Annotated in this window: 22 protein-coding genes; 13 read left to right on the top strand and 9 right to left on the bottom strand. The window is 52.1% G+C overall.

Annotated features, from left to right (window positions below):
* Window positions 1-19 precede the first annotated feature (19 nt).
* The 5 genes from nirB to ACFO4L_RS04940 all read left to right on the top strand — a co-directional run bounded on the left by nirB (window position 20) and on the right by ACFO4L_RS04940 (window position 5,060).
* Complete coding sequence (gene nirB / locus ACFO4L_RS04960; protein WP_377908596.1) at window positions 20-2,437, top strand: nitrite reductase large subunit NirB; 2,418 nt, start codon at window positions 20-22, stop codon at window positions 2,435-2,437.
* Between the two features lie 20 nt (window positions 2,438-2,457).
* A complete protein-coding gene (nirD, locus tag ACFO4L_RS04955; RefSeq protein WP_377908595.1) occupies window positions 2,458-2,796 on the top strand; it encodes a nitrite reductase small subunit NirD in 339 nt (112 codons plus the stop codon).
* Window positions 2,796-3,896: an anthranilate phosphoribosyltransferase gene (locus tag ACFO4L_RS04950; protein ID WP_377908594.1), complete on the top strand. Its 1,101-nt coding sequence runs from the start codon at window positions 2,796-2,798 to the stop codon at window positions 3,894-3,896. The genes nirD and ACFO4L_RS04950 overlap by 1 nt, the downstream gene beginning before the upstream one ends.
* Complete coding sequence (locus tag ACFO4L_RS04945) at window positions 3,835-4,593, top strand: sirohydrochlorin chelatase (protein WP_377908593.1); 759 nt, start codon at window positions 3,835-3,837, stop codon at window positions 4,591-4,593. The genes ACFO4L_RS04950 and ACFO4L_RS04945 overlap by 62 nt, the downstream gene beginning before the upstream one ends.
* A 272-nt stretch (window positions 4,594-4,865) precedes the next feature.
* The gene (locus tag ACFO4L_RS04940) at window positions 4,866-5,060 is read left to right on the top strand and encodes a hypothetical protein (RefSeq protein ID WP_377908592.1); all 195 of its coding nucleotides are present in this window, start codon (window positions 4,866-4,868) and stop codon (window positions 5,058-5,060) included.
* Between the two features lie 777 nt (window positions 5,061-5,837).
* Here ACFO4L_RS04940 and ACFO4L_RS04935 read toward each other — a convergent pair.
* From ACFO4L_RS04935 to ACFO4L_RS04920, 4 genes are all read right to left on the bottom strand, one after another.
* Window positions 5,838-6,887 carry a class I fructose-bisphosphate aldolase gene (locus ACFO4L_RS04935; RefSeq protein WP_377908591.1) on the bottom strand — a complete coding sequence of 350 codons (1,050 nt, stop codon included), beginning with the start codon at window positions 6,885-6,887 and terminating at the stop codon, window positions 5,838-5,840.
* A 228-nt stretch (window positions 6,888-7,115) separates the two neighbouring features.
* Window positions 7,116-7,958 (bottom strand): D-alanyl-D-alanine carboxypeptidase family protein, encoded by an 843-nt coding sequence (locus ACFO4L_RS04930; RefSeq protein ID WP_377908590.1) that lies wholly within the window; start codon window positions 7,956-7,958, stop codon window positions 7,116-7,118.
* A gap of 89 nt (window positions 7,959-8,047) precedes the next feature.
* Window positions 8,048-9,283, bottom strand: coding sequence for a tyrosine--tRNA ligase (gene tyrS, locus ACFO4L_RS04925; protein WP_377908589.1), 1,236 nt, complete (start codon window positions 9,281-9,283; stop codon window positions 8,048-8,050).
* Window positions 9,284-9,537: 254 nt separating this feature from the next.
* A complete protein-coding gene (locus ACFO4L_RS04920) occupies window positions 9,538-10,050 on the bottom strand; it encodes a MarR family winged helix-turn-helix transcriptional regulator (RefSeq protein ID WP_377908588.1) in 513 nt (170 codons plus the stop codon).
* 174 nt (window positions 10,051-10,224) lie between these two features.
* Here ACFO4L_RS04920 and ACFO4L_RS04915 point away from each other — a divergent pair, with 174 nt between their 5' ends.
* Complete coding sequence (locus tag ACFO4L_RS04915) at window positions 10,225-11,253, top strand: AbrB family transcriptional regulator (RefSeq protein ID WP_377908587.1); 1,029 nt, start codon at window positions 10,225-10,227, stop codon at window positions 11,251-11,253.
* Between the two features lie 15 nt (window positions 11,254-11,268).
* Here the strand turns inward: ACFO4L_RS04915 and ACFO4L_RS04910 are convergent, their stop codons facing one another.
* From ACFO4L_RS04910 to ACFO4L_RS04900, 3 genes are all read right to left on the bottom strand, one after another.
* Window positions 11,269-11,880, bottom strand: a complete 612-nt coding sequence (locus ACFO4L_RS04910) for a protein kinase family protein (RefSeq protein WP_377908586.1) — start codon at window positions 11,878-11,880, stop codon at window positions 11,269-11,271.
* A gap of 143 nt (window positions 11,881-12,023) precedes the next feature.
* The gene (locus tag ACFO4L_RS04905; protein WP_377908585.1) at window positions 12,024-12,356 is read right to left on the bottom strand and encodes a hypothetical protein; all 333 of its coding nucleotides are present in this window, start codon (window positions 12,354-12,356) and stop codon (window positions 12,024-12,026) included.
* Window positions 12,357-12,459: 103 nt separating this feature from the next.
* Window positions 12,460-13,212 carry a glucose 1-dehydrogenase gene (locus ACFO4L_RS04900; protein WP_377908584.1) on the bottom strand — a complete coding sequence of 251 codons (753 nt, stop codon included), beginning with the start codon at window positions 13,210-13,212 and terminating at the stop codon, window positions 12,460-12,462.
* 170 nt (window positions 13,213-13,382) lie between these two features.
* On the opposite strand from ACFO4L_RS04900, the gene ACFO4L_RS04895 reads away from it, so the two are divergent.
* On the top strand, window positions 13,383-13,985 hold the full coding sequence (locus ACFO4L_RS04895) for a TetR/AcrR family transcriptional regulator (RefSeq protein WP_377908583.1): 603 nt from the start codon (window positions 13,383-13,385) through the stop codon (window positions 13,983-13,985).
* A 34-nt stretch (window positions 13,986-14,019) separates the two neighbouring features.
* On the opposite strand, the gene ACFO4L_RS04890 is transcribed toward ACFO4L_RS04895, so the two are convergent.
* Window positions 14,020-14,568, bottom strand: a complete 549-nt coding sequence (locus tag ACFO4L_RS04890) for a DUF1697 domain-containing protein (protein WP_377908582.1) — start codon at window positions 14,566-14,568, stop codon at window positions 14,020-14,022.
* A gap of 360 nt (window positions 14,569-14,928) precedes the next feature.
* The gene (locus tag ACFO4L_RS04885) at window positions 14,929-15,141 is read right to left on the bottom strand and encodes a hypothetical protein (RefSeq protein WP_377908581.1); all 213 of its coding nucleotides are present in this window, start codon (window positions 15,139-15,141) and stop codon (window positions 14,929-14,931) included.
* A gap of 274 nt (window positions 15,142-15,415) precedes the next feature.
* Here ACFO4L_RS04885 and ACFO4L_RS04880 point away from each other — a divergent pair, with 274 nt between their 5' ends.
* The 6 genes from ACFO4L_RS04880 (at window position 15,416) to ACFO4L_RS04855 (ending at window position 21,290) form a co-directional block, all read left to right on the top strand.
* A complete protein-coding gene (locus tag ACFO4L_RS04880; RefSeq protein ID WP_377908580.1) occupies window positions 15,416-15,868 on the top strand; it encodes a MarR family winged helix-turn-helix transcriptional regulator in 453 nt (150 codons plus the stop codon).
* Window positions 15,869-15,883: 15 nt separating this feature from the next.
* On the top strand, window positions 15,884-16,399 hold the full coding sequence (locus ACFO4L_RS04875) for a GNAT family N-acetyltransferase (RefSeq protein ID WP_377908579.1): 516 nt from the start codon (window positions 15,884-15,886) through the stop codon (window positions 16,397-16,399).
* A gap of 28 nt (window positions 16,400-16,427) precedes the next feature.
* Window positions 16,428-17,813, top strand: a complete 1,386-nt coding sequence (locus ACFO4L_RS04870) for an MFS transporter (RefSeq protein WP_377908578.1) — start codon at window positions 16,428-16,430, stop codon at window positions 17,811-17,813.
* A gap of 189 nt (window positions 17,814-18,002) precedes the next feature.
* The gene (locus ACFO4L_RS04865) at window positions 18,003-18,827 is read left to right on the top strand and encodes an MIP/aquaporin family protein (RefSeq protein WP_377908577.1); all 825 of its coding nucleotides are present in this window, start codon (window positions 18,003-18,005) and stop codon (window positions 18,825-18,827) included.
* A gap of 451 nt (window positions 18,828-19,278) precedes the next feature.
* Window positions 19,279-20,661 carry a cobyrinate a,c-diamide synthase gene (locus ACFO4L_RS04860; RefSeq protein ID WP_377908576.1) on the top strand — a complete coding sequence of 461 codons (1,383 nt, stop codon included), beginning with the start codon at window positions 19,279-19,281 and terminating at the stop codon, window positions 20,659-20,661.
* A 56-nt stretch (window positions 20,662-20,717) separates the two neighbouring features.
* The gene (locus ACFO4L_RS04855) at window positions 20,718-21,290 is read left to right on the top strand and encodes a DJ-1/PfpI family protein (protein ID WP_377908575.1); all 573 of its coding nucleotides are present in this window, start codon (window positions 20,718-20,720) and stop codon (window positions 21,288-21,290) included.
* Window positions 21,291-21,382 lie beyond the last annotated feature (92 nt).

The following is a 21,382-nucleotide window of genomic DNA, read 5'->3' as shown; positions in this document are numbered from 1 at the left end:
TGCTGGGAGGAATTATGTAATGGAAAAGCTCGTCTTAATCGGAAACGGCATGGCCGGTATCCGCACACTGGAAGAAATCATCAAACGTGATCCGGACAGATTTGAGGTCACGATTTTCGGAAAAGAACCATACCCGAACTATAACCGGATTTTACTCTCCTCTGTCCTGCAGGGAGACAGCAGCGTGGAAGATATCATTCTGAATGACTATGACTGGTATGAAAAAAATGGCTGTAACCTTCACTGTGGAGAAGAAGCAGTTCAGGTCGATACCGAACAGAAGGTCGTTTATGGAAGCTTCGGAACTGAAGCGGCTTACGATAAGCTTATTTTCGCCACAGGCTCTGATCCATTCATGCTGCCAATTGACGGGGCGGATAAAGAAGGTGTGATTGCCTTTCGTGACATCAAAGATTGCGAAGCGATGATTGAGACTTCTAAAACCCATAAACGCGCGGCGGTGATCGGCGGCGGACTGCTCGGACTGGAAGCAGCACGCGGGCTGCTCAACCTGAACATGGAAGTCGACGTCATTCACCTGCCGGAATTTCTCATGGAGCGCCAGCTGGACGAGCCTGCAGCTGCGATGCTGCGGGAAGAACTGGAAGGCCAGGGCATGCGCTTCCATATGAATAAGCAGACTGTCAAAATCCGAGGAGAAGATCGCGTTTCCGGACTGCTGTTCAAAGACGGCACTTCCCTTGATACCGATCTCGTTGTCATGGCTGTCGGCATCCGGCCGAACGTCACCCTTGCCGCTGCTTCAGGTCTGGAAACGGATCGGGCCATTTTAGTCGATGATCAGATGTGCACGAACGTGCCCGACGTATACGCTGTTGGTGAATGTGTCGAGCACCGCGGAACGGTTTACGGACTGGTCGCTCCCTTGTATGAGCAAGGTTCCGTACTCGCTGATCATTTGGCTGAAACAGCAGAAAGCGCCTATGAAGGCTCGCTTATGTACACGCAGCTTAAAGTATCAGGCGTAGACGTTTTTTCTGCTGGAGAATTTACAGACGGTGCTGATACGAAGGCGATCCGCGTGCATGATGAGTTTGAAGGAGTCTATAAGAAGGTCGTCGTCCGCGGCGGCAGCGTGATCGGTGCTGTCTTGTTTGGAGATACGTCCGATTCACCACGGCTGCTCGATATGATTAAAAAGCAAACTGATATTTCCGAGATGGATAAAGCAGCGATCCTTCCTTCAGAAAAGCGGGAAGCATCAGCTGAAAGTGCTGTCGTCAGTATGGCAGAGGATGAAACGATCTGCGGCTGTAACGGCGTATGCAAAGGAGACATTGTCGCAAGTATTCAGGAAAAGGAGCTCTCTTCTCTGCAGGAAGTTACCCAGCACACAAACGCCGGGCGCTCTTGTGGCGGGTGTAAGCCACTCGTTTCCGAACTGCTGGAGCTGACGCTTGGCGATGCTTTCCGTGAAGCCGATCAGAAGGAACCGATGTGCGGCTGTACCACGCTCTCTCACGAAGAAGTAACTGCAGAGATCAGAGATAAAAAGCTGACACTCGTGCGGGAAGTCATGAATGTTCTCGGCTGGTCCGAACCAGAGGGCTGCTCCTCCTGCCGGCCCGCGATTAACTATTACATCAACATGGTGAATCCGGAAGAAGCGGAGGATGATGCGAATTCCCGCTTTATCAATGAACGGGTGCACGCCAATATTCAAAATGACGGCACGTATTCCGTTGTGCCGCGTATGTACGGCGGCGTAACCAATCCGGAGGAGCTCCGCAAAATAGCGGACGTTGCAGACAAGTACAACGTGCGCATGGTTAAAGTGACCGGCGGACAGCGTCTCGATCTCCTCGGTGTTAAAAAAGCCGACCTGCCGTCGATTTGGGAAGAGCTCGGCATGCCTTCCGGGCACGCTTACGGAAAAGCAGTACGGACTGTCAAAACCTGTGTCGGCCAGGATTTTTGCCGCTTCGGCACTCAGGACTCGATTCAATTGGGCATTGACCTCGAAAAGAAGTTTCAGGGAGTGCCTACTCCGCACAAGGTCAAAATGGGCGTTTCAGCCTGCCCGCGTAACTGTGCAGAATCAGGTATCAAGGATATTGGCATCGTCGGTCTTCAAGGAGCCTGGGAAATGTATGTCGGCGGTAATGGCGGTGTCGATCTGCGTCAGGGTGACCTCCTCTGTACCGTGACGACTGATGAAGACGTGATTCATATGACAGCGGCCTACATGCAGCTTTATCGGGAAACCGCTAAATACCTGGAACGCACCTCACACTGGCTCGAACGAGTCGGACTTAAATGGGTTCAGGAGCAGCTCGTTGACAATGATGCCAACTGCGCAGCGCTCGCAGAACGAATGGAGCGAACGATTGCCCAAATGGAAGAGCCATGGGAGCAGATTGTGAACAGCGGTACGATCAAGCAGGACTATTTCGACGTCAAGCACGTCACAACGTGAGCATAGAAGGAGGATGGATCATGCAGGAAACGGTTCGAACGAAGATCATTGACGCAGGCAGTTTGGAAGAGTTCCCGATCAAAATCAGTAAAGAAGTGATCGTCGAGGGAATCCCCCTCGCTGTCTTTCGACTCGGGGATGACGAATTTTATACGATTAAAAATGAATGTCCACATCAGAAAGGACCCCTCTCGCAGGGGATCATCAGCGGGGAGTACGTTTATTGTCCACTCCATAACTGGAAAATCAGCGTGACAGACGGCAAGGTACAGGACCCGGACGAAGGCTGCGTGGAAACATTTCCTACGCACTTGAAAGACGGCCGTGTCCTGATCGAGCTGCAAGAGGAGGCTACCTGATGCAGGAGCTGCTGAAAAAAACAGCCCGCGGCAAACGCAGAGCCCAGGACCTTAGCTTTGACGAGTCGGTGCTTGCCGCAGAGCGGATTGTCTCCGGTGAATCTACACCCGCACAAACCGCTGCCTTATTCACGTCCCAGCGGCTGAAGGAAGAAAGTGCAGATGAAACAGCCGGATTTGCTTCAGTGTTAAAGCGTCACACGATAGAAGTTCCCGTATCCGAGGACGTTCGCAGCCGGATGATTGATTCTGCGGGACCATATAACGGCCGCCGGCAGTTTGCCGCTACCATCCCGGTATCCATTATTCTGAGTGCGGCAGGCATTCCTGTATACCTGCACAGTGCACCGACTCTTCCGCCAAAGTACAACCCTTCGCTGGAAAACCTGCTTCAGGAGCTCGGCATTGAAACGTTCCTGCCTCCTGAAGCGCTCGGCAAGGGGCTCGATACGCTGAATATTGGCTTTGGCCGCACCGAGGATCTTTGCCCGCCACTCGCAAAGCTGCGTCCGCTCCGGGAAGAACTTGGATTCCGTACCTATTTAAATACGATTGAAAAGCTGCTCAGCCCGCCTCAGGCTGCATCCACGCTGACCGGTATTTTTCACCGAACAGTGGTGAAAACGAACTCCGGACTGATGCGGAACCTTGCTTTTCAGCACAGTTACATGGTGCAGGGGGTGGAAGGATCAGAAGACATTCCAGTCCACCGCAAAAGCTTTTTGTTTCACGTTACCGAAGAGCGGACGACTTCCTTTGATGTTAACCCTGCCGATTACGGACTCGGCTCAGACCGGGTGCGCAAGCTGGAGGACTTAACTCCGAAATGCCAGGCAGCGCTTATTCAGCGCGTGCTGCTCGGCAAAAAAGCATCTCCAGAAGATCAGAATGCCTGGAACATCGTCATGTTAAATGCTGGCGTCCGTCTGTTTCTATTTGGTCACACCGCCAGCATTTCGGAAGGTATTTCACTCGCCGAGGAAACGGCCGCTTCCGGAAAAGCATGGCACCACTACTTACAATGGAGGGAATTTACTCATGAAACACATTCTGTTTATCGGACACGGCAGCAGCGACCAGGACAGTATCAGCGCGTGTGAGAGCGTGACAGAACGTGTGCAGCAGACGCTCCCGCATATGACTATTTCCCTTTGTTATCTGGAGCTCAGCTCCCCATCGATCGAGGAAGGCATCACCGCTCTCCATGAAAAAGGCGCTCTGGACGTTACGGTCATCCCGCTTATTCTCGCGCCGGCTGGCCACTACCAGCGGGATATCCCCGAAAAGCTGGAGAAAATGGCCGCACGCTATCCTTCTATGACGCTACATTTCGGTGAGCACCTCGGCAGTCATCCGCTTATTGTGCATGCACTGAACGACAGCCGCCGCAGCTGGGAACGCGAGCACGGAGCTGAAGCCGAAAAAGACGTGCTGATCGTCGTCAGCCAGGGAAGCAGCGATCCCGGGGCTGCAGCGATGACCACCTCCCTCTGCCACGACCTCGCTCAGACCGCTGCCTGCGAGAGCGTCGAACCCGCTTATATGGTGATGGCAGAGCCCGACTTAAAAACGGTGCTTGCCAAGGTGAAAGAGACGTATGAAGGCCGCTGTCTCGTGGTGCCGTTTTTCCTGTTTGACGGGACGATGTACAAAAAAATTCAGCACCAGGCTGAGGAAGCAGGCATCCCCGCCGCCTCCTGCTTCGGAACAGGCGAGCTATTTCACGATATACTCGTCGACCGGATTTTAAGCTCTACGACGCTCCCTGTCGTCCGCTATGCAAGAAAAATATCATAATTAAACGAAGCCCGCCGGCTGCAGCCGGCGGGCTTCGTTTCCGTTCGCAAATCTGATAGACAAATGGCATTTTGACGCCCCGGTGTTACGTTCTGCCGGCGTTAATTCGCTTTTAGACTAAAAGACGCTGTTACACCAACATGTCTGTAGGCTTCGTCGTCGAAAACCCTCTTCTTCCTCATTTCGGATCATAAAAAAGTGATAAAAACAGGTGTTTTCCACTCTATTTTAACGGGTATATTGGTGCTAAGCGGCAACAGGAGGGGAAAGTCATGTACTACTTAAAACGGCAATACAGGGGTGTCGAAGAAGTGCTTCATAAGTCGGGTGCATGCTGGATTCCGAAGACCTTTTCGACAGAAAAACAGGCTGCGGCCTTCGCACGTTCACTTAATATTCGCACTGTGCCTGCCAAGCACTGGCACGTATTTTATGCAGAGGAAGAGGACGACAGCCGTTCAGGGTAATTAATGGACAGAATCAGCCCTCATTTATGAATCGATCCCTTACGTTGATCATGAGGAAACCGTCCCGCACACATGCAGGACGGTTTCCTCAAAGTGTTCATATAATCATTTCAGGTGAATCACGTTGCCTCTGCCTGTATCTGCGGCCCCTCGCTTTCCGGAGGGAACAGGCTCAGCTAACCGCTTTCTCCTGCTGTCGGAAGCGCTGGATCTTCGCCTCGTTCTAATCCTCTCGGAGTCGAGCTCCTTCGATGTAGGCAGCTGGCAGTACGTTTCATATACCTGGTTAATCAGCTTCCATACAGGATAAAACCTTCCCGATGAGACGTTTCAACATTGAATGGGAGTGTCCGGACTTTCTAGAAATCATGATAAACGTAAAAAAGCAGTCGCGTCTGCCTGTCCGTGACGTTGTTCTCCAACAAACAGAGCCGTTTTCCCGATATGTCCGGCGTGCCCGTGGAAGCCACGCAGTCTGAAGATTTCGTGTCGTTCAGTTCTGCGAACGGCATCCACGCACGTGCGGAGCCGGACTGGCTTTTAAAGGCTCCTTGAGAGAAGCCTGTGTCCGAGTGCAGCCGCGCCATCCTCCCCTGCCATTCTTCCCTCCATACATGGCCCCTGAGAAATAGCTGAAGGCCAGCCCACGTCAGGCTAGGTAAGCAGAGCGGAAATACAACCAAACGAATAAACATGTAAGTTGAAAAACTTTTTCAACAGCCTGAAGAAACCGTCCCGCACACATGCAGGACGGTTTCTTACTGGTTTTGCAGCTTTCTATGCCAGCGTGATGGAGGTGTCTGCGTACACATCCTGCACAGCCCGGATCAGCTCGACTCCTTCATCGCGGGGCTTTTGAAACGCTTTTCTTCCGAGAATAAGTCCCATGCCGCCGGCGCGTTTGTTAATAACAGCTGTTTTGACGGCTTCCTTCAAATCGTTTTCACCAGATCCTCCTCCGGAATTAATCAATCCAGCCCGGCCCATAAAGGCGTTTGCCACCATATAGCGCGTCATGTCAATTGGATGCTCGCTCGTCAGCTCTTCATAAACACGCTTATCCGTCTTCCCGTATTTCATCGCCGTATAGCCGCCGTTATTCGTAGGCAGCTTCTGCTTGACGATGTCTGCCCCCATGTTGGCAGACAGGTGTACTGCCTGGCTCGAGAGGTCGGCAGACGTATGATAGTCGGTACCGTCCCGCTTGAATTCTGGATTGCGGAGGTAAGCCCAGAGAATGGTAGCCATGCCGAGCTCATGAGCGCGTTCAAACGCAGCGGTAATCTCCTGAATCTGCCGGCCGCTTTCCTTGGAGCCGAAATAAACCGTTGCTCCGACAGCGACAGCTCCCATTTGAAACGCTTTTTCGACAGAGCCGAATAAAATCTGATCGTACGTTTCCGGGTAAGTCAGCAGTTCATTATGATTCAGCTTTGCAATAAACGGGATCCGGTGTGCATAATCACGTGCCACCGATCCAAGTATGCCGAGCGTGGAGGCAACCGCGCTGCACTCCGCCTCCAGCGCCAGCTCTACAATTTCTTTCGGGTCAAAGTACATCGGGTTTTTAGCAAATGACGCTCCGGCCGAATGTTCAATTCCCTGGTCTACCGGCAGAATGGATAAAAATCCGGTGCCGCCCAGCCTGCCCCCGTTCAAAAGTGTCTGCAGGCTCCGCAGCACAGAAGGCATTCTGTCTGTAGCCTGGTAAATGTCACGCACCATGTCCGGCCCCGGCTGATACAGCTTCTCTTTCGGAATTGTACGGCATTCATGCTCAAGCAGGCTCTGGCCATCCTCACCAAGAATTTCGTTTGTAGTCGCCATCCATTATACCCTCCCTTTCATAGGTTACTCTTCCCTACCCCTTCCACAGATGGATGAACCTGGTTTTCTCGCCAATTCCTCAATAGGTAACCGGTCTGTCGTCCCCCCGGCAGGTATATCAAAATATGATGCTGGTAAAAACCGCCGGCAACCCTGTTCAGCAGAAAAACGGCATCTGCGTTTTTGCAGATGCCGCACGTTCGACTCTCCTCCTTTACCAGGCAGCTGTTAAGGCTTTATTCCGGCGAAGGCTGATTCTGGTCTGCCTGCTGCCGAAAATCCGTAGTCAAGCAGCGCTCTCGTGTCATCATAGCTTTGCTGAGCGGTTTCAGCGTTCAACGTGACGACGGCTAAAGCCGCTCCGTTTTGCTCAGCAGTTGTTACGAGCGTGTATCCCGACCGCGACGTAAAGCCGTTTTTCAGCCCGGTCACCCGCTCATCGTTTCCTATCATACGGTGGTGGTTCCGGATAACGGTCGACCAGCCCTCTCCTTCCCACGGAAGCTCAACCGTTGCAGCAATGTCCATAAACGTATCGTTTTCTGACGCATAACGGGCGATGGCAGCCATGTCAGCTGCTGTCGTGTATTGAAGGGGATGGTGCAGTCCGTGCGGGTTCGCAAACCTCGTTTGCTCTGCACCGGCTTTTTCCTGTACAAGCTCGGTCATCTCCTGCGCATATGACCATTCGTCTCCTGCATAATGTTCAGCAAGGACAGCCCCGGCATCGTTTCCGGAATTAATGACCATGCCTTGCACGAGCTGTTCAATCGACATCTCTTCTCCTTCAAGCAAATAGACGCTTGTCCCGATCGTATCCACTGCGTCTGCACTGACAGTGGTCGTATCATCCAAGCCGCCTTTTTCAACGGCAAGCAGACCGGAGACGATTTTAGTGATGCTCGCCGGATACATACGGCGCTCAGCGTTTTTGCTGTAATACACTTCTCCGGACTCCATATCCATGACAATCGCAGATTCACTCTGCGGCGCCGGGACAGATGCTGCCGAAACTTCTGCCGGCATAAACAATAACGCCGCTGTTACTAGCATTGCAAGCTTTTGCTTCATCGTGCTGCTCCATCCTGTCTGAAGTTCCCCCTCTGTCTATACTGTTGTTTAACCTCAAAGCTTCAACTTGAAACTGAGAATAAACACCATTACTGGGAGAGCTTTAAGCGGACGTGCTTCCGTTTCCCTACCTGCATCACCATTCCGTCCCGCACCCGGAGCGATTCATCCGCTGTTTCCAGTCTGGCTCCGTCGATCTTCACACCACGGTTGGCAATCATTCGCTTCGCTTCACTTTTTGAATGAAGCAGTCCTGATTCAACGAGCAAATCAAGCGGAGAGATAAGCCCAGCCTCCGTACGATGCTCCGGGATTTCCTCCGGCAGCTTGTTGTCCCGGTATAAAGCGTCAAACCGGTCCGCAGCTTTTTCTGCAGCATCTTTACCGTGGTAAAGCTCTGTCATTCTGGCTGCAAGCAGCCGCTTCCCTTCACGCGGATGCAGCGCTCCTGACTTCAGCTCGGCTTCAAGATGGTCGACGTGATCGGAACTGAAGCCCGAAACAAGCCGGAACCACCTTCCCATGAGCTCGTCTGGAACAGACATCGTTTTTCCGAACATCTCATCCGGGTTATCTTCTACTCCGACGTAGTTGTGTTTAGACTTTGACATCTTTTCTTTTCCGTCCAGCCCTTCCAAAAGCGGCATCAAAATCACGGCCTGTTTCGCTTTTTTGAAGCGTTCCTGGAAGTGCCGTCCCATCAGCGTATTGTAATGCTGATCTGTGCCTCCAATCTCAATATCACTTTCCAGCACAACCGAATCGTACCCCTGCATCACCGGGTAGAAAAATTCGTGCAACCCAATCGGTTTTCCGAGAGCTGTCCGTTCATCAAAATCGTCCCGCTCGAGCAGTCTTGCCGTGGTAATCTGACCGGCCAGATGAATAACCTCTTCGAATGATAAGTCAGCGAGCCAGCTGCTGTTGTAGTGAACGGTCACTTGATCCATATCAAGTACTTTTCCGAACTGCTCCACGTACGTTCGTGCATTCTGCTTTACGTCCTCTGATGTCAGCGGCGCTCTGGCTGTCGATTTTCCAGTTGGATCTCCAATTCGGCCGGTAAAATCACCGATTAACAGCTGCACCTGATGCCCGTTTTCCTGAAACTGACGCAGCTTCTGCAGCACAACGGTATGACCGAAATGTACGTCCGGGGCCGATGGATCGAGCCCCAGCTTGATTCGCAGCGGCCGCTCCTCTAAAAGCGACTGCTCCACTTTCTGGCGAAGGTCCTCCGGCGGGATGACTTCTGCCGCTCCTTCGCAGTATAGATTCATCTGTCTGTCAACTTCCTGCTTCTGCCAATCTGTTAATACTGTCATGCTTAAGTCCTCCTTTAAAATAGATCGAACACCAAAAAAAAGCACGCTCACAGCAAAGGACGCCTGATATGCGCGGTACCACCTTTGTTGAAGAACGTGCTTCTTCCACTCTGCCTGTAACGGGGGCCCCGCCCGAAACGTGTCCGGGTCGCTCTGGAATTGTACATAACGCTGCATCTGTTTCCGGCTCACACCACCCGCCGGCTCTCTGGGAACAGGGATACAGTCGCTTTCGATTCCGTCTCTGCTGCATGCTATTTAGCTGTAATGAGCTTTCTGAGCAAGTGGTTCAACTGCTGCTGCTCCTCTTTGTTCAGCCGTGCGGCAAACTGTTTTTCCTGCTCATGAAAAACAGGATACAGCTCTTTCATCAGCTGCTTGCCTGCTTCCGTCAGTTCGACCCGGGTCCGGCGCCTGTCCGCCGTGTCCCGCTGCAGGTGACACAGATTTTCCTGTACGAGCCGTTTGGTGACCGTGCTCGCTGTCGCTTTGGAAACGCCTGCTGATTCTGCCAGAGCCCACGTTTCTTCGCCACCCCCGACCCATGCGTCGTATAAAATCGAAAAAGCTGTCCAGGACAGTCCTTGAGGCGTGAGCTGCCGCTGCTCCAACAGCTGCACCATGCGCCGGGAAGCGGTATACAAATTTGTCGTGAGCAGCACCGCCTCTTCATCCAGGCTGCTGTCGGGCGTTCCCGAAAGTGCTTCCAGCAGCTGCCTTTCGGAAGCCGGAAGCCGTTTATAGTCATCAATGCTTCGGATGGCCACCACCACCTTTCCAATTCGTTAGCTTTCAAACGAATTTATCACGCTTCCGGGAGTCTGTCAACAGTTCCTTTAAAACCGTTTCGTTTTTCCTGGCACTCATTCTGGTACTTGCTGTGCTTCTCTGATAGAGTGAACTCTAATGCACAGAAACGATTTCTGAAAGGAGGGAGTGCCGTGCCTTACCGCCAGTGGCTGGGCATGAGCGGCTTTGCAGCAGCCGGAGGTACTATCTTTTATCTGCTTCAGCTTCCTCTTCCGTGGCTGCTGGGTGCCGCATGCTTTGCCTTTCTGTGGAAATGGATCAGCAAGCGGGAGGTCCAGGCTCCCGCCCTGTTTAAGCCTGCAGCTTTTATTTTGCTCGGCACCTATTTCGCTTTATACCTTCATGTTGATACCGTGCTGGAAACGGCGCCGGTTTTGCCTGTTTATCTTCCGCTCTCTATGTTCATGCTCGTGATGAGTCTGTTTCTGGGCTTCGTCCTCTCCAGCCGTTTCGGCTTGCATCAAAAGACGAGCATGCTCGGACTGGTCCCTGGTGCTCCATCGGCAGTGCTCATGCTCAGCGAAAAACACGGTGGCAGAACCGCCTCGATCATGCTGCTCCATTCCATCCGGCGCCTGCTCGTTCTGGCCAGTCTTCCGCTTCTGATTCTTCTGTTTGCTCAAGAAGGCACTGCTTCCGATTCAGCGGACCTGCTCAGACAGGAGGCACCCGGCGCTTCCTACTGGTGGTATCTGCTGCCGGGTCTGGCGCTGAGCACAGGCCTTCTTCATAAAAGTCTGCTGCTTCCCGCTGCTCCCGTAACGATGGGGCTGCTCATCTTATTCGGGATCAATCCTGCTCCTTATCCGGAAATCGTGCTTGCTTCTGCCCAGCTTCTGCTCGGTATGTATATAGGTTCAACACTGAAGCGGGCGGAACTGAGTAGCATCGGGAAACATGCGTTTTCCTTTTCCGTATTCGCTGCTGCCTTTATCGCCTTTTCGGTTTTGGCCGGGCTGCTCTTAGCAACTCTTACACCGCTCGATCCCCTTTCCGGGATCATGAGCATGACACCAGGCGGACTGCTGGAAACAGGCTTTGCGGCATCAGAAGCCGGAGGCAATCCGGTAACCGTCATGATGCTGCAGCTGATCCGCTTTCTCCTCGTCTTTTACACGCTGCCGCTTTTACTGGGCTGGTATTTCAGGAGCACTGACTGAGGTATCCTTCTAAGCTTATACGTGGAGAAAGTTCCGCTGATAGAGTGCCCGGACCGATTCCAGCAGCACGGCCGGGATTCGTTTTGGAAACAGCTTTTTTGAATAGTATTTATAGTACGCTGCTCTCAAGTCGTCCCACTGCGTACAGTTCTTCTCCTGATTAAAGCGTGCCGGATCGATCATTTTTACGGATCCATCCGGTGTGAGAATCAAATTATGCAAATGAATATCAGAAGGGTTCAGCTCCAGCCGCCTCACCTCTCTTAACGCTTGGTCCACATCTGTGATGCTTTTTGCACTTATTTTTTCGCCACCGGTCAGACATTGAAAAAAGGTGCGTCCCTCGACATAATCCATCACAATGTAGTTGGTCCCCGCATCGTGAAGTGTCGGAAAAAAGGAAACCTGCTCAAGCTTCCGGTAAATGGCTGCCTCTTCTTCCGCTATATGCAGGCTGTCCGGATAATAAACCTTCATGACCGTGTTCGAATCCTGGATGCGGAACGCCGAAGCACTTCTGCCAGTACCAATGGGAATCAGCCTGCTGTCACAGGCCAGAACCGAATTCCGCCTTCCCTTTTTTCGATAACAAACGCTTGCAGCCAGTTCACCGTTGGTTGGTTGCATTCTCCAGCCTCCTGTCTCCGTATCTTCTCAGTCTCTGCCCGTTTTTTACTTCATGCTAACCACACTTTCTCAAACCGGTCTCCGGCAGCCAAACAAAAAAGGCCCCAACCCGGATATATTCCGAGCTGAAGCCTTTCGATGCATTACCGGTCCTCATGCTGCTTCGGCATGTCAATGACTGCATGCATCTTGTTTTCCCGGGCCGCCTCCGTGATCAGCAGAACAGCCGTCACGATATGCATGATCATTCCGACAAAAGGAATCCAGCCGACTGCTGATGTGACCAGCCCGAAGACCGGTCCGACTTTGGAGCGGTTATCCTGGAGCACGAGCAGCAGGACGAGAAAGTGCGCGACGAACATAACCATCAGCGGAACCCAGGAGAGCGTCAGAATAAACATGCCGCCTAAAATCGGGATTCCGAGAAACGCCTCGCAGGCGCCGGTGATATACTTTGCTTTCACGGTGCGTTCCATGTTCCTGTCTCCTTTCGTATAGAAGCCTCTCTGCTTCTAATATACGCAGGAAGAAAGGAATGGGTTCCAAAATACGTGCTGCTCCCTGCAGATTATTTTGCTGTTAAAACGCAGCTGTCCAGCCTCCATCAACCGTCAGAATTTCCCCGTTGACGAAGCTGGCATCGTCTGAGGCGAGAAACAGTGCAGCTGCTGCAATCTCTGAAGGTTCACCGGCCCTTGGGGAAAGTCCGTGCGTCATGCCGCACCGTTCTATGCCGAATTCGTTGATGTTCGTCATGCTGCGGCCGATATTTGTCTGCACCGCCCCTGGCGCGATCGCATTACAACGGATTCCTTTTTGCGCGTACATAAAACCGGTGTTTTTCGTCAGACCGATTACCGCATGCTTCGTAGCAGCGTATGCGGCTCCTGCATGCGCCCCGCTGAAGCCGCCGGTTGATGCAATATTGATGATGTTGCCCGAGCCTTTTTCCAGAAATACGTTTACAGCCCGGCGCATTGCCTTCATTACCCCGGTTGTATTAACCGCAAACAGCTTCTCCCATTTATCATCCGGTATATCCCCCACCGGTTCAAATCCGTCCATAATTCCAGCGTTGTTCACAAGAATATCCAGCGTTCCGAATTGGCTGACAGCCTCCTCGATCATCGCTTCCACGTCAGCTGCATCCGCCATATCCACCTTCATCACCGCTGTGCGCCCCTCGATTGCTTCTGAAGCTGATTGGAGCTCTTCTTCGTTAATGTCTGTCATAAGAACAGCTGCTCCTTCTGCGGCAAACAGCTCTGCGATTGCTTTTCCCATCCCTGAGGCAGCTCCTGTCACGATGACCGCTTTTCCATCCAATTTCATTTTCCTGCACCTCCCCATTTTGTTGGAAAACGCTTTCTTCTCTTTAAGTTTACGATATAGTAGAAGAAAGAGACAGATACAGTTTCATACAGACTGTCTATGAATCATCAGCTGCTGCCGGTTTTGTTAATGATGTTGATCATACTGAACAAAAAGGAGACGAGATGTTTATGACTGAAAGAGCAGACAGACGCATTCAGCGCTCCCGCCTTGCCTTGAAACAGGCATTTCAACAGATGCTCCAGGACACCCCGCTGACAGGTGTAACGGTAAGCGGCATCGCAGCAAAGGCAGATGTGTGCCGCGGCACATTTTATAAGCACTTTGACACGAAAGAAGCCCTGTACCAGGAAGTCGTTGATGACGTACTGGATGATCTGGTAGCAAGCTACCGCTACCCCTATCAAAACCGTACCGTCTTTCTGCCTGCCGAGCTCACTCCCGGCAGCATTCAGTTATTCGAACACGTATACCGGCACAGGGATTTTTACCGGGCAGTCGTTCTTTCCGGAGCAATTCCCGGCTTTCAGGAGAAAATGTGCCAGGTGCTTCGCGAAACGGCTGCCGATGATCTGGCCGCATCCGATCATGCGGCTTTCCAGCCCGAACTCGCTGCGGCTTACTTTTCACAGGCGCTTTTTGGCCTGACAGCTGAATGGATCCGCGGGAACTTTATGTACAGCCCGGAATATATGGCTGAACAGCTGCTGTTGCTGCTGCAGGCACCAGCGACGATGATGGTCACCGTTACCGGATCAAATGACCGCATCTGAAAAAGCCGGTGTCCGGAATTTCCGGCACCGGCTTTTAGGTGTCCTGCACGGCTTTCATCAGCTTATAGATGTTTCGGGCGGTATTCACATTTCGTATCGTCATCTGTTTGTAACGAGCTGTTCCCGCAAGCTTTACCAATCCGCTTTTAGCTGCATGCTTTCTGTCGACGGACCATAGAACAGCCCCTGGTACGTAAATGACGGAATCCGTGTCCGGCTGGATGACAAGCTTGTCCAGCAGGGATGGATCATCAATGTCCTCCCATAAAAACAGCACGTCGCTTTTCATGCCCTGATCATTTTCCCAATTCTCAGGAAGTGCGTCCATCACGCCGCTCATGTCGTTCATCGTTCGCAGCAGCACGTTCAGCTTCAAACCGAATTCATGATAAATCGCATCCTCCAAGGTTTGTGTAAGCATATCGACAGGGACAGTTTCATACGTAAAAACAACATTTCCTGTATGGAGATACGTTTCCACCTGCATCATCCCCGCCTGCTCAAACGCTCGTTTAAGTGCCGGCATATCGACTTTATTTCGTCCGCCGACATTGATTCCTCTAAGCAGTGCCGCATAGATCATGTCTCTATCCCCCGTCTTAACTGAAGTCTGACAGCATGGATGAACTCCGCTTTCTCCCTGCATGTTCCACTCTTCCTTGATCCAGCAATGAACGATAGCTTTCCTGCTGCCGCACTGTTTGCTATCTGGTTCATTGTCCTTCTGTACGGCGGAATTTACCTTCTGCCGGACATCGTTTTTTCGTTTCTTCGTATTAGCGGCTCCCGCATCTTGAACGGGCGACGCGGCATCACAAGATCAGCAGCAGATTTGCTAAAAAAAGACTCCGTATCAGCACGGAGTCTTTGTACCTGCCTTAATAGACAGACCTCCCCGCTGAAATAAAAGCTCGAGCTTTCTTTTTCAGCAGGGGCACTTTTTTTATTTATGGTACACCCGGATGGAGGCAATATCCCGGTAGACCCTGACGATTTCTTTATGCTCCCGGTTCCAGTCATTGTCCGGAGCCGGCGGAATTGAAAATTCACCTTCCATCTCCCGCAGCACGCGCTCAATTTCCTCTTTGGAAGCCTCCCGTCTGCGGAGGGACGCTGCTTGCTTTCTATATTCGCGTAAACGCTCATCGATATTCATAGCATGTACCCTCATTTCACATTGAATTACCTTTTCCTATTCCCGTTCTGAACCATTTTTACTCCTGAATATTCCGGTTCAACAGGCTGAAAGGCCGGACATTTCTACCGGTTGTATTATAGCAGAATTACGAGGCGCGTTTGTATTAATTTATGATTACAAAACAAAGACCCGTGCTTTTCAAGCTTCATCTGTGACCTTTATTTTATAATGGCATGTTTTTGTTGCGAATACAACAATTTACCTCTACACTTGAGCAAAGAGGTGATACGACATGAGGGAAATACTTCGAGAGATTGGGATGATCGCCCGTGCGCTGGACTCCATCAGCAATATTGAATTTAAGCAGTATCAGCTGACGAAAGGACAGTATCTCTACCTCGTCCGCATTTGTGAGCATCCTGGAATTTTTCCGGACCGACTGGCAGAAATGATTAAAGTGGACCGTACTACAGCCGCTCGTGCCATTACACGTCTTGAGCAAAACGGACTGATTGAAAAACGGTCCGACAGCACAAACCGGAAAATCAAGTGCTTATTTCCTACTAACAAAGGCAAGGACATTTATCCGTATATTATGGATGAACACAACCATTCAGATGCTGTCGCGCTGCAAGGATTTACGAACGAAGAGATCGAAACTGCTGCTTCCCTGCTGCTTCGCATGCGTGAGAATATAGAAAAGGACTGGGAGTTTGTGAAAAAGGGCGGAACACGCACCTACTGAGGGGGAGAGACAGACATGCAGACATCTATTCGAAAAGCTGGGTTAAACGATGCCATGCTCCTCGCACAGCTTGGGGCTGATACGTTTCGGGAGACTTTCGCAGAGGGCAATCAGCCGGAGCACCTGCGGCAGTACATCGCGAACGCATTTCATGAAACCAAGCTTCGCCAAGAGCTCGCCCATCCGGAAAGCCGCTTTTACATACTCGAAGCTGACGGGTCACCTGCCGGTTATCTGAAGCTGAACACCGGCTCTGCGCAGACCGAAGCTGGTGCTGACACAGCGATGGAGGTCGAACGCATTTATGTGCGCAGTTCCTGGCAGCAGCACGGCTTCGGAAAAGCACTGCTGCTGCTTGCGTTCGATAAAGCGGTGAGTGAAGGCATGCAGCAGATTTGGCTCGGCGTCTGGGAAAAGAACGTACGGGCAGTCCGCTTTTACGAACGATCTGGATTTCGCAAAACCGGAGCGCACGCGTTTTATATGGGAGAGGACAAACAAACCGACCTGATTATGACCAAGTTTCTTTAACTCAGTTCGAACGAAAGGAGGAATGGGAATGACAGCCGCGAAAGCACCGGTACCGCATAAGCTTGTCATCGCGATTACGCTTGCGGCGACCTTCCTGTTTACGTTCAGCCAGTTTCTGCTGATTACAGCCTATCCGACGATAATGACCGAATTCAATGTAAACGCGACGCAGGTGCAGTGGCTCACTACCTCGTTTCTGCTTGCAACAATGGTATTCATTCCGATGAGCGGCTATTTGATCAGCCGCTTTACATCCAGACAGCTCGTCTTGTTTTCGCTCATTGTGCTGACGATCGGCACCTTGATCGGTGCCGCGGCACCGACATTTTCTATACTGATCCTCTCCCGGATCGTCCAGGCAATTGGGGCCGGCATTATGCTGCCGCTCGTCCAGACGATCCTCCTGAACGTATTTCCCTATGAGCGACGCGGCTTTGCAATGGGGCTGCTTGGCGCCGTCGTCAACGTCGCACCAGCTTCTGCCCCTTCTTTGTCCGGGATGATTATTGATTTTACCGGCTGGCGTCCGCTTCATTTCGTGATGCTCATTCCCGCCGCGCTCGTGCTTGCAGCAGCCTGGTACGGCATGAAGAACGTCACGGAACAGAAGCCGACAAGGCTTGATCTTCCCTCCGTCTTTTTATCCGGTTTCGGCTTTTCGCTGCTGATTCTGGCGCTTAGTACGATCAGCGTAACCGGATTTACGAGCTGGATGTTCTGGGGACCGCTGGCAGCGGGAGCAGCGCTGACGCTAATATACGTGCGCCGGCAGTTTACGCTTGAAACACCGCTGCTGAATCTGCGCCTGTTTCGATTTCCAGTTTTCCGGCTGGCGATGCTGCTCGTCTTTATCAACATGATGCTCCTGTTATCGGCAGAAAGCATATTGCCGATGTTCGCTCAGGATGTCCTCGGCACCTCGGCGTTTTTATCTGGCTTTCTGCTTGTTCCAGGCACCATTTTGCTGTCGATTATGACGATCGTTTCCGGAAATCTGTATGATACATACGGCGGAAGGATCCCGGCAGTAGCAGGCTTCTTCTTTCTGTTTCTCTCTACCGCTCTGATGGCAACGGTGCAGATCGACAGCAGCCCATATCTGATCATGCTTTACTTCTGCATCTTCATGCTCGGCTGCGGTCTTACGCTAATGACGCTCGTTACAACCAGCGTCAACTCCCTTGAGCAGGAAGATATTCCGCACGGGGCTGCCATTAACAATACGCTGCGGCAGTTCGGGATGGCTTTTGGGGTGATCGTGCTGACAACGGTGATCAGCGTAACGACCGCCCAGTCCTCTGCCCCTTACGAGGAAGCAGTCTATACAGGCACTATTTATGTCTTTTGGATCATGGCCATCCTGGCCCTTACGGCTGCTTTTCTTTCTCTTCGTATCCGCGAAAAGCGCCGCTGACGGTAATCTGGGAATTTTGGGAATATCCGCTATATCGTTGACAGCGTTTTCACAACGTGGTAGCATAATGATAAATTAATACGTATGGCTGAGAAGATGAGCGCCGCGCACAGACCGATCCTAGCAGGATCCCGTTTCTGTGTGCGGCTTTTTCTATGCCTTGCGAACTTATTTCCAGGAGGAGATACTATGTCCGTGTACATTGCAGAAGTAATCGGCACCATGATTCTGATCATTTTCGGTGCCGGGGTTGTCGCTAACGTCAACCTCATGAAATCAAAGGCTCAGGGCGGCGGCTGGATCGTCGTTGCTTTAGGGTGGGGCTTCGCGGTAGCGATGGCCGTCTATGCGGTCGGTCAATATTCAGATGCGCACATTAACCCGGCTGTGACGCTCGGCTTTGCCGCTGTCGGCGAATTTGCCTGGTCGATGGTTCCCGGCTACATTGCCGCCCAGCTCGTAGGTGCCTTTATCGGTGCCGCGATCGTCTTTTTCCACTTCCAGGATCACTTTAAGGAAACCGATGATCCCGATGTAAAACTTGGTGTCTTTTCTACCGACCCTGCGATTCCGAACCGCTTTTCCAACTTTATCAGTGAGTTCATTGGAACGGCGGTGCTGCTGCTCGGACTGCTCAGCATCGGTGCCAATGAGTTTACTGAGGGCTTGAATCCGCTCATCGTCGGCTTTCTGATTACGGCGATCGGCCTTTCTCTCGGCGGACCGACAGGCTATGCGATTAACCCGGCCCGTGATCTTGGCCCGCGAATTGCTCATGCGGTGCTCCCGATTACCGGCAAGCGCGATTCGAACTGGGGCTACGCCCTCATTCCGATAGCCGGACCGGTATTCGGCGGTGTTTTTGGAGCTCTCGCATATACGACCTTCTTCCTCGGTGAAAACGTGACGGCGTTCATTATCTTTTCGGTCGTCACAGCTGTTGTGCTGGCAGGTCTCCGCTTTACGTCCAAACCCCATGAACCAGTTGCAAGCAATCCCGATGTGAAAAACTGATCCTCGCAAGAAGCCGGCCATGAGCCGGCTTCTTTCCAACGTGTTGATAAAATCATTTTAGGTAAATAACGTTGCATCTGCCTGTATCTGCAGACAGTCGCTTTTCAGAGGGAACGGGCTCGGCTTTCCCTTCTTCCGTCGCAAGCACTGGATCTTCGCCTCGTTCTGAGCCGAGACCCTTCGATGTCTGCAGCTGGCAGTGCGTTTCACGTACCTGGTTAGGACTGCACGATCGGCTTCCATACGGATAGAACCTTCCTGACGATCCATTGCATCCTTTCGTAAGTGTTCAGGTTCAGAGTTTAGAGAACGGTTGAAAACGCGGGTTGGCAGGTTGGATATGCTTTATCAGAGCAAAGTTCAAGTCCGTTCAGATGCATTGGAAGATTTCACAAGTCAGGGCTGATACAATGACAACAGCAGCTATTTCCTTACAGAAGGTGTTGATCAAATGAATAAACGACTTGTGATAGCCGGAACGAACAGCGGAGCGGGAAAAACGACCGTCACGCTTGGGCTGATGGCGGCGCTGCGCCGCCAGGAGATGAACGTGCAGGGCTTTAAATGCGGGCCTGATTACATAGATCCCTCCTACCACACTGCCTTAACCGGCAGACCTTCCCGAAATCTCGACAGCTGGATGCTGGAGCGCAGTCAGCTGCTGGAAGTGATGCAGCGAGGCATGGAGGGAGCTGATATTGGCATCATCGAAGGAGTGATGGGCTTTTATGACGGCAAAGATCCTGAATCAAACGCCGGCAGCACAGCTGATATCAGCATGCTGACCGATTCACCCGTCCTGCTCGTCGTAAACTGCGCCGCAATGGCACGCAGCGCTGCTGCTGTTGTGAAGGGGTTTCAGCTGCTCGATCCGAAGGTTCCCATTAAAGGCGTTATTGCCAACAACGTCGGCAGTGAAGGACACGCCGAGCTGATTGAAACAGCGGTACAGCAGGAATGCGGGATTCCTGTCGTCGGCTGGCTGAAGCAAAATCCGGATATCACTCTGCCGGAACGCCATTTAGGGCTCATTCCCGCCCTTGAACGAGGTGAATTAGACGGCTTTTTTGAACAGCTGGCAGATGCCGTAACAGCCTCGTTTGACTTGGAGCAGATCAAGGAACTGGCGGAAGCACCGCCGCTGCTGGTTCCTTCTCCTTCTTTGTTTAGAGAACCTGAAAAAGCCTCTGTCGTGACGGCAGTGGCAAAGGATGAAGCCTTCTCGTTTTACTATCCGGAAAATTTAGAGCTGCTGGAACAAGCCGGCTCCAGGATTGCCTTCTTTTCACCGTTGAAAGGAGAGCCGCTGCCTGCTGATGCTGACGGCCTCTACATCGGGGGAGGCTTTCCAGAGGAGTTTACGGAGCAGCTTGCCGAAGAAGGAACGAGTGCCGATTCGATCCGCCGTGCAGTGGAGAATGGAATGCCGGTGCTTGCCGAGTGCGGAGGCTTCATGTATTTAACTGAATCGATCACAAAGCCGGACGGATCGGTACATCCGATGCTCGGCTTAATTCCGGGAAAAGTGACGTTTACGAAGCGACTGGCCGCGCTCGGCTATCGGGAATCCACTCCGGATAGCTTCAATGCACTGTTAACGAGTCCGGCAAAAGGACATGAATTCCGCTATTCGATCTATGAACCAGGGCACGAGAGCCCGGCCTGGCACCTGGATGGACGTTTCGGCTCCGGTCCTGACGGCTTTGCCTCCGATACGATTACCGCTGGCTTTGTTCATCTGCATTTCGGCTCCAATCCAGAGCTTGCGGACAATTGGGTCGCTATGCTGAAGGACTACCGCTCACGAAAAAATCCGACTGAAGCACCTGTTTAGGGTTTCCAGCAGCTGGGTAAAGCAGGAAGGACAATTCCAGAAAGGGAGCGATTGCAATGGCGAAAAGCGTATTGATCGTAACTGGTGATGCTGTGGACTGCCTGGAGATTTACTACCCGTACTACCGCTGCCTGGAAGAACAGGTGGAGGTCACGATTGCCTCCCCGACGCAGAAAAAGCTGCAAACGGTCGCGCATGATTTCCTGCCGGACATGGAAACGTTCACGGAGATGAAGGCGTATCAAATTGAGTCGCACCAATCAGTCGATGATATTAATCCTGCTGACTTCGATTCCCTCATTCTTCCCGGCGGACGGGCTCCGGAATACATCCGGATGAATGAAAAAGTGCGCGAAATCACGGCTCACTTCCTTGAAGAAGATAAACCGATGGGCGTCATTTGCCACGGACAGCAGATCTTGACGACAGTCGGTCATTTGATTAAAGGCCGCAAGATGACCGGCTACACGGCCTGTCAGCCGGAAATAGAGGCAGCTGGTGCTGAATACGTAAAGGCCGGCACTCACGTTGACGGCAACCTCGTAACCGGGCACGCCTGGCCTGATCTGCCTGACTTCATGCGGGAGTTCTTTTCCATCCTGCAAGTAAAAGAAGCCGGCCGCGCTTAACGAAAAATGCCCTTCCTCACGTCGAGGGGCCACTGAAAATCTAGCGATTTTTCGTTTCGTATCGCAGAATCTCATATGAAAACCGCCCGTTT

This window comes from Bacillus daqingensis, from assembly GCF_042654445.1.
Classification (GTDB): Bacteria; Bacillota; Bacilli; order Bacillales; family Salisediminibacteriaceae; genus Alkalicoccus; species Alkalicoccus luteus.
This window is presented reverse-complemented; position numbering and strand designations above follow the sequence as displayed.